The following is an 8,588-nucleotide window of genomic DNA, read 5'->3' on the forward strand; positions in this document are numbered from 1 at the left end:
ACTTTCCTTCTGGCTTAGCGCCCTGATCTACCATCTTTTAATTGTCCGCCAAGTAAGCTCCTCCCATTTGGCCTCTTTATGAAGCGCCACCAGAAGATCATCCAGCTTGTTCGAGCCGTTCGAGCCTTCCTTGCTCTTCAGTACAACTCCGGACGTTTTTGGGGTATGTCTGAACATGTTGGCGAGCCAACCACTCAAACCTGTTTTTGATTTTTTATTTACCATGAAAATCACTTCCTTCTTACGCGCTTCCGCACTTTTTAACGCCTGTAAATATTGTAATTTACTGTAAAATCCTACTTAGCGCCTTTAACCGCAGCCATCGGCTTGCACTTCGCAACAACTTGAGCCAGGCCTGCCCCGACCACGCTTTCGATAATTTGATCTACATCTTTATACGCTTGTGGTGATTCATCCAAAATAGATTCGAGCGATTTTTGATTCACCACGATTTCATCCTCTGCGCCTACCCGCATGGATGAAGCAAATTCATCTACGGTAATTAACCGCTTCGTAGCGCTTCTGGAACGAATGCGGCCTGCGCCGTGACAGATGGAGTGGAAATTGGCTTTTCCCTCAGGAGAGCCCACCATGATATAGGAGGAGGTTCCCATGGAACCCGGAATAAGTGCTGGATGCCCGGTTAGCCGGTAAGGCTCCGGGTTATCTGGATGATTAGGAGGCAGGGAACGGGTAGCCCCTTTCCGATGGACAAAATAAGAATGTCCTTCATGCTCTTCCTCCCATGCATAGTTATGCATAAGATCGTACAGCGTCGACATCTCAAATTTGGACCCGAATACATCCTTACCGGCTTCCCTAATGGCATACGCAATCAGGTGACGATTCACAACTGCATAATTGAGTGCCGAATACATCAAATCTACATAGCTTTGAGCCACTGGTTCAGAGAGTGCACCGAATAATAAGTTTGGATCGGCTGTCCCGAGCCCTTGAGCGCGCATCATTTTCGCCATATTACTTCCACAATATTGACTCACCGAGCCTCCCCAGGAGCGTGAACCGGAGTGAATCATTACGACCACTTGACCCTCGAACAATCCCCAAGCTTCAGCGATCTCACGATGATCTTCAGCAATCTCCATATATTGAACCTCTGCAAAATGATTGCCTCCCCCAAGCGTTCCCAGCTGGCTATGTGCACGATGCCACACCCTATCCGGAAACAAGTTCAGGGCATTCTCGTCAAAATGGAACTTGCTGCGCTCAACATGGGTCAAGGAACTCGCCTTACGTGGCGTGTAGCCGTCCGGGATATACTTTTTGGGCAGACCATGCAATCCTTTCTTGATCACATGCTCCAGGCTAATATCAGAGAAATGTCCGCGGGCCTGATCTTCAAAGGGCAAATACTTCTCGATCGTCTTGACCAGCTTTCTGCGCAGCTTAATCTCCTTCAATTCATCCTTGTGCAAATTCGTTAAGTGAACGCGCATGCCGCAGCCGATATCACTGCCAACAATTGACGGAGATACATAGCCATCATGGGTATTCCATACAGCCGTAGTGCCAATGCAGGTTCCGATGCCCACATGCACATCAGGCGTATAGCTCATATAGACTTGATTCGGAATTTGCAGGTTGTTGTTGGCCATTTCAAATATTTTGTAATCCAAAGCATGAAACAGCTCGGGTCCCGCATAGACATGCACCTGCCCAGAGGGCAACTGCACCTTTTGAACATAATTTTCTTTCATAGCGTGTAATTCCTTTCGATTCTTCCTTGTAATTTGTCACTTGTTACTATCACTGTTATCGAATTGATACAAATGGATAACACAAAAAAGCCATAGACCTCTAACGTCCATGGCTTACTGCCGCCTTTACTATCTAAGCTCTACTAATCGTAAAAAGTAAACCTAGTTAATATTCACAGGTCCGGTAGAGACCGATGAAATGGACTTTCTTCTGTAATTGTCGGGATAGGATGTAGATTGAATTCATATTCATCGGCCTCCTTTCAAGTGATTTACATGTATCATAATGGCTTTACCCAACATTTGTCAACGGAAAGATTAATTATAATAATCATGTCTATAGAAAAAAATGATCAGGCATTCTTGCTAATTATTTCCCGCAACAATTCTTGTACTTCTTACCGCTGCCGCATGTGCATGGATCATTACGCCCAATCTTTTCGGTCTTAACTGCCGGATTTCTAGCCGGTTCGCTCTTAGCCGCACCCGTCTTTACTTTGGAGGGAGCCTTGGCTCTCAGTTTAAAGTTCGTTGTCTGGAAGCAGGCCCAGCCCTCAAGCTCCTTGATGGTATCGGTAAGAAGCTGAAATTTATTATTATTCTGACTGCTATGCAAGACCTCTTCTTTTGTTCTCGTAAGCGTCTTATCAATAGCATCCATATCGATTAAAAGATCAACATCATCTTCTTCAAACATACGCTCAATATCTGCATATACCTCTTCAGGATAAAGATAATCGCAGCAGCACACAATCTCCGCATTTAAATAATAGTTACCCTCTGCAATCTTGCCGTTCATAAGCTGTTTCAAATAGTCCATGACAAACTCTCTGGAAAGCTCCCCCTTAAAAACAAGGGCAACCAAAGCAATCAAACCTTGTCCGCGCGCATATTCGTTTGCCTGCTCATTCTCGATCAAGCTCAGCAGCGAATCGATGTCTCCATTGTACACAGTCGCCAGTATTCTGCCTATACTATCAGTTATATCATCGTCAAATATGTCCTCAGCATTATCCCCAGTCGTGGATAAAATATCGATCAATATCGGGTACAATTCCTTCACCTGAAACTGGGCCAACAAATAATAAGCGTAAATATAATCAAATCGGTTAGGGCGATCTATCACTTGCTTATAATCTTCTTTTAAATGGACCATGATTTCCAATAAGTAAGGAATGGCCTCTTCCTTTCGTTCAATGATCTGCTGTAATTCGTTGAGAGGGAACTTCCCTTCCTGGTACCGGATAGTTTGCAATAATTGCTCCATGTCCCTTGATCTCCTTTATGCTTCAATATGAGTCACTATTTTCATTATACAATAATTTATTGTGAGTGAATATTTTGACGTTTGCATTCAGGAACGTTTCTGGAGCAGCCACTTTGCGTCACCTCTTATTTGTTGAACACCCTTTTCAACCAACCGGCCATTTCAAACCTGTGGGTATAAACTAAGATCACACAATTTCCAAACCAAACCCACAGAATAGCAGCAGGGAACATCCTCATATACAAATAGACGGATAGAAGCAGCATACCGCATACAACCTGTAGACCATCTGCCGCGGTGGATTTAGGCCTGCTTTTATATATCGGGCGGGTCACTGCAACCATCATCGCTAAAATCACAGCATATACCAAAGAAACCTCGAAGCCCGTTAAGGCACTCCAGATCCCGAAGGTGACAGCAATAGCCTTGCCTCCTTTTCCTTTAAGAAATGGAGAAAAGGCATGACCTGCAACGGGGGCTAAAGCCAGCGGAACAATAAGATATCCTTGGCCAAAACCGCTTTCTATAACGAATAGGAGAGGAAGATACCCTTTTAAAAAATCCAGCAAAATACCGGCAACACCAAGCTTATAACCAGATGCCTTCCACAGGTTCATGGCCCCTGGATTTCCGTCGCCGACGACTTTCAGATTCTTTTTAGCCGCCAGACCCAGCCAGTACGAAAACATAAGAGAACCTGACAGAAATAAACCCGCCGTCAGCACAATGGTCATCAGTCCCGCTTCCCCCTCACTTGGATGTGCCGCCCCTTCCAGCTTACATGCCCCAGAACAACGACCTGATACATCGAATAAAGCATGGTAGCAATAAAAAATAAGGAAGCAACCACATGCAGAACAGGAATTAAGATGCCAAAAACACCCACATATTTAATGAAATAAAATAATTGAATCATATACACCAGATAACCGATCAACAAGGGCACTGCCCAAGACGTATTCGCAAAAATAAACACAGTTTCCGAAACAAGCAGCCCCACCACCCACAAGGCTATGGGAACAATCGTCCACGGGCTCAGCGTTGAAGTGCTTAAAACAGCCCCTTTACTAAAACCTTCAATCTCACTTCGGATACCTTGCGGGTACATACGGAACGAAACCATGCCATACCCGATAAAATTGGTCACTGGCACCCCGGCTGCTATAAATCTCGTTCCCAGAAACAAATCATCCAGCACTTCAGATTTCACGCTTTCATGACCGCTGATTTTTTCGTAGTCCTCCCTTAAGACCAGAATGCAGGAGCCATAAAGACCCTTCTTAGGATTTTTCCTTTCAAAAATCGATGTAAACGCGAAAATGCCCAGCATATTCAAGATCATTGCAAGCTTCTCATACAGCTTTTCCGTATGATGAAAAGGAACAACCGAAATGACCCCCTTTGCCCGCTCCCTCGCTTCCAGCAGCGAAGCCAGCGCGTTAGGCGCCAATCTGATATCGGCATCCAAAAAGGCAAAAACATCGCCCTCAGCGTGCAAATATCCATTCCAAACGGCCCAGTTCTTCCCCGTCCACCCTTGAGGGAGACTGCTGCCGGCAATAACTTTGACCCCGTAGCTTTCAGCAATTTCTTTAGTCCGGTCATCCGAGAAATCATCCACAACAATCACCTCGAAGGGCTGAACGGTCTGTACCCTGAGGGAATCGAGCAGATATGGCAAATTACCCGCTTCATTTCTAGCGGGAATAATAACGGACAGTTTCCTCAGGCCCTGATAGGGCTCCTGCGAGACTGCCAATGTGTTTTTTTTGAACAAAAAAAAACCGGAGAAACATCCGACTAGTATTAGAATGATAATCCACATTTCCAGACTCCCCCTTCATATATCTATGTATATGAGAGCTTGGCGTGTATTATTTTTATTTTCAGTTGAAAGCTGTTTCATTAGGCTGCATCTCTACGCAAGGTGCGCAAGGTGATGCATCATGCTGCAACTACAGGTGGATAAGAAGCAAAATAAATCAATCTGCGGGTAGACTTATTTCTTTAGTTTTGGCTTATTCTCGAACTATCAAATTAGATAAAGAAAAGAGGAATCGCAAGCATTCTACAGTGTATTCAAAAGGTGGCTTACCGTCCAAGAACCGTAGTTTCAAGCGCTCTTATTGGTTATATTTGCACAAGCTATGAATATTCGGCGGGTATATTCTTGAAATCATCTATGTAATTTGTACTGACTGCAGCTATGTTATAATATTCGTATTAATCCCCTAAACTGTTCTATCTTGGAGAGATTACTGATGCAATCGAAACTTGGCAAACCAGTCGGACTATTAAATGTTAATAAGGAAACCACCAAATTTTCCGTTTCCCTTCACTCGCCCTCCGCCGATCTTACCCATTTTATCGAACATTACTGGGTTGTCCGCTGGGATCTTCGGGGGCAAGATCCGCACCTGCAGGAAAACTTGCCTCATCCCTCCGTTCATCTTGTGTTTGAAAAAGACAACTCGCGAATTGTGGGAGTCGTGAAAGGGAAATTTTCCGTTCTTCTCCAGGAACAAGGTGCAGTCTTTGGCGTCAAATTCCGACCCGGAGCCTATTATCCTTTTCTGAAAAATCCCGTTTCAGTAATAACGAACCGTATGGTACCTTTCTGGAAAGCTTTCGGAATGAGCAGTCAAGCGCTGGAACAAGAGATTTTTGCCCAGGAAACCGCGGAACACATGATTCCTATTGCAGAATTTTTTATTCGGGAACGGCTCCCTGAACCGGATATCCATGTCGATTTCATCAATACTATCATCCAATGTGTCATTTCCGACAGAAGCATCGTCAAAGTTGACGATATTGTAAACCGCTTCCCCATCTCAACGAGACAGCTCCAACTGTTATTCCGTCAGTATGTGGGGATCAGTCCCAAATGGATCATTCAACGCTACCGACTTCACGAGGCGGTAGAAAAAATGACCAACGGGAACATTCCCGATTGGCCAAAACTTGCTTTGGATCTTGGCTATTACGATCAAGCCCATTTCATTAAAGATTTCAAATCCATCATTGGAAAATCTCCAGAAGAATACATCAAGTTGCTAGGTGAATAAATCCTAGTAAGATTCATTAAAGCGGATGTTTGTATAGCTCAATCACATTGCCATCGGGATCCCGTAAATGGGCGACTCTGGCATTCCAGTCCTTTCGATCATAAGGCTCGTTAAGGAACAATACCCCTTTATTCTTCAAACCGGCGCAAACCTCATCGACTTGATCAACCGCAAAACTGAGTAAGAATTTCGATTGCGGCTCCACTTCAGTTGGAAGATTTTTTTCGCCAATCACTTCGGATATTTGATGACGGGAAAAGATTTCAATTTTGGTTTCTCCGGTATTAAACGATGCGAACTGCATCCCCTCAGCGTATGTTCCTAACGAAAACTCCATCACATCTCTGTAAAACGCCACACTCTTATGGAAATCGTTGGTTATCAATCTGATTTGCGACAGCTTCATTATTTCACTACCTCTCTCTACAGAATGGACTAAAGCGATTGTACAAGGTCTTCCTATACCCAATGTAACCAATTTCACGAAAGCCTGTATTGTAAAAACACGAAAAGAGGATGTGGAGATAACGTAATGGAGATATCAAACCTATCTGATACAGAGTACTCCGTAACAGGCATAAGCCTCAGTGATATCTTTAATAGAAACTATTGTGTCTTTGATTTTGAAGCTACAGGTGCAAATCAGGATGAAGAACATATTACACAGATAGGGGCTGTAATAGTTGAAAACAATCAAATACTTTTAGAAAAAACCTTTAATTCTCTTGTTAGATCCCCTAAAGAAATACCGCTATTAATAGAGAAGCTTACCGGAATAAAGAATTCCGACATTGAAAGGGCACCCAGCTTTTCTACAGTCTATGAGGAATTTGTTGCGTTCACCAAAAATAGTATACTAGTAACTCAAGCAGGATATGAATTTGATTGGCCATTATTAAAAAACGAATGCGAACGAAACTGCCTGCCTATGGTAACAAATACAATTTTAGATACAAAAGCTTTGTTCTCCTACTTACATCCTGAAGTAAACGAAAGAGTATCTACAAATTACCTAATTAAGTATTACAATATTGATGATTCTGACATCGAAAGACATAGCGCCCTGGGCGATAGCGTGTTGATAAGTAGAATTTTCATTGAAATATTAGAAGAATTCAAACAAAGGAATACTAATGAGATCATTTTTAGCGAGCCATTAAGAGTTAAGAAAGTCCAATTAGTTCCGTTATCATAGCTCCGATGCTTAGCTTACAGTGTCCTTAGTGGGACGCTGCCAGTGATGTAGTTTCATCCTTTCATCCCTTTATTGCCCGCGCCGCAATCTTGCCTGCCCATGAAAAAACCGGCAAAGCACATCATCTCATCGCGCTTGCCGGGAAGTCAGCCTAATCCAAGTTTATTACTCTGCCGGTAATGTTATCCTTTCTGAATGGCCATTCTCTTATATATTGTCATAACTTTAGAATTGGTTCACTACAGATAGAGCTCCATAATTATTGTGCTATAATGAATTACATACGGGAGGAGTGATTCCAAGTGCAAATGGAGACCCTGGAGATTATTGCCTACAGTGCGTTAGCCCTGTCTTTCCTGCTTCTGTTGAAAACGTTCAGCTTGCAGAGACAACTTAATCAAATAAAATCGGATCTTCAATCGCCTAACAACCGGCCGGAAGTGTACGGATTATCTACACCAAGCCTAAATACGACTCCCTCTCCTCCTCCGGATAGGAATCGTAACTGGCCACCTACAAATCTTGATGAGAGATTGCGCTTACTGCTTGTTTCAGGAAAAAGGATTCAGGCAATTAAAGAGTTCAGAGAAGCGAGCGGTCTAGGCCTCAAAGAAGCCAAGGAATATGTGGATAGCTTGGAGCAGGGTCAGTATTGAATGATTTCATGCCTAGTGCGGCAAATAGAGATACCTAAGAGATACCTCAGAGATACCTCAGAGATACCTCTTATTTTCGCAGCCGGCGTCTTTTCGTGTTCCAAAACTTGATCCATACGCCCATACTATCATCCCGTTAACCCATCCCAATGACGGCAAGAAGACAAACTCCGAAAGCAAAAAGAGCCCTATGAAATAGGCCCCCGAATTTACGTTTTCGTATTTAATCTTCCAGCTCCGAATACAGCTGCGCATATAAGTCAGAAACTTCTCTAGAGGGGGTTATCCCCATTTCTTTGTGCAGAGTTTCTGTAAATTGCAAATATTGCATGGTTATTGCTTCCTTGTTCTTCTGTAACGCCAAGGCCTTCAGCAGCAGCATAATGGATTGTTCAACAGAGATAGGCCACAACCAATGAGCAGCAGGTAGCTGCCATCAGCAGAGCTGATAAATACAGATTGTAGTTCATAGCTGCTAGCCTCCGTGGCAGAATTGGATCTTCCATTCCGCACACTCTACTATTATTTATAATGACGCAAAAAAAGGCTCAACACCACAATCAGTGCTTGACAAATGAATGGATAGCTAAAGCTGGAAAAACATCTGCCAATCCTGTACGGTTGAAAGTCCTACCCAACAACAAAAGAGGAATAGACCGTTGCAGAATCCGTATATCACAACGACGG

At 43.4% G+C, this 8,588-nt stretch carries 8 protein-coding genes and 2 pseudogenes; 3 read left to right on the top strand and 7 right to left on the bottom strand.

Going from position 1 to position 8,588, the window contains the following annotated elements; translation table 11 throughout:
* Positions 1-27 precede the first annotated feature (27 nt).
* From J2Z66_RS35645 to J2Z66_RS35665, 6 genes and pseudogenes are all read right to left on the bottom strand, one after another.
* The gene (locus tag J2Z66_RS35645) at positions 28-225 is read right to left on the bottom strand and encodes a hypothetical protein (protein WP_209977590.1); all 198 of its coding nucleotides are present in this window, start codon (positions 223-225) and stop codon (positions 28-30) included.
* Between the two features lie 71 nt (positions 226-296).
* A complete protein-coding gene (locus tag J2Z66_RS35650; protein ID WP_209977592.1) occupies positions 297-1,718 on the bottom strand; it encodes an RtcB family protein in 1,422 nt (473 codons plus the stop codon).
* 370 nt (positions 1,719-2,088) lie between these two features.
* A pseudogene (locus J2Z66_RS44220) lies at positions 2,089-2,175 on the bottom strand (SEC-C metal-binding domain-containing protein); the annotation flags it as partial.
* 90 nt (positions 2,176-2,265) lie between these two features.
* Positions 2,266-2,985 (bottom strand): annotated as a pseudogene (locus J2Z66_RS35655) (DUF1186 domain-containing protein); the annotation flags it as partial.
* Between the two features lie 125 nt (positions 2,986-3,110).
* Positions 3,111-3,719 carry a glycerol-3-phosphate acyltransferase gene (locus J2Z66_RS35660; protein ID WP_209977596.1) on the bottom strand — a complete coding sequence of 203 codons (609 nt, stop codon included), beginning with the start codon at positions 3,717-3,719 and terminating at the stop codon, positions 3,111-3,113.
* Entirely contained in the window at positions 3,719-4,810 is a 1,092-nt protein-coding gene (locus J2Z66_RS35665) for a glycosyltransferase (protein WP_209977598.1), read from the bottom strand. Before J2Z66_RS35665 ends, J2Z66_RS35660 begins: the two co-directional genes overlap by 1 nt.
* A gap of 436 nt (positions 4,811-5,246) precedes the next feature.
* Between J2Z66_RS35665 and J2Z66_RS35670 the strand changes: the two genes are divergently transcribed.
* Complete coding sequence (locus J2Z66_RS35670) at positions 5,247-6,050, top strand: helix-turn-helix transcriptional regulator (RefSeq protein ID WP_209977600.1); 804 nt, start codon at positions 5,247-5,249, stop codon at positions 6,048-6,050.
* Between the two features lie 16 nt (positions 6,051-6,066).
* Here J2Z66_RS35670 and J2Z66_RS35675 read toward each other — a convergent pair whose 3' ends face one another.
* Positions 6,067-6,456 carry a VOC family protein gene (locus J2Z66_RS35675; protein ID WP_209977602.1) on the bottom strand — a complete coding sequence of 130 codons (390 nt, stop codon included), beginning with the start codon at positions 6,454-6,456 and terminating at the stop codon, positions 6,067-6,069.
* Between the two features lie 126 nt (positions 6,457-6,582).
* Between J2Z66_RS35675 and J2Z66_RS35680 the strand changes: the two genes are divergently transcribed.
* Positions 6,583-7,245: a 3'-5' exonuclease gene (locus J2Z66_RS35680; RefSeq protein WP_209977604.1), complete on the top strand. Its 663-nt coding sequence runs from the start codon at positions 6,583-6,585 to the stop codon at positions 7,243-7,245.
* Between the two features lie 308 nt (positions 7,246-7,553).
* Positions 7,554-7,901, top strand: a complete 348-nt coding sequence (locus tag J2Z66_RS35685) for a ribosomal protein L7/L12 (protein WP_209977611.1) — start codon at positions 7,554-7,556, stop codon at positions 7,899-7,901.
* The last annotated feature ends 687 nt before the right edge of the window (positions 7,902-8,588 follow it).

Origin of the sequence: Paenibacillus eucommiae (assembly GCF_017874215.1) — a bacterium.
Classification (GTDB): Bacteria; Bacillota; Bacilli; order Paenibacillales; family NBRC-103111; genus Paenibacillus_AI; species Paenibacillus_AI eucommiae.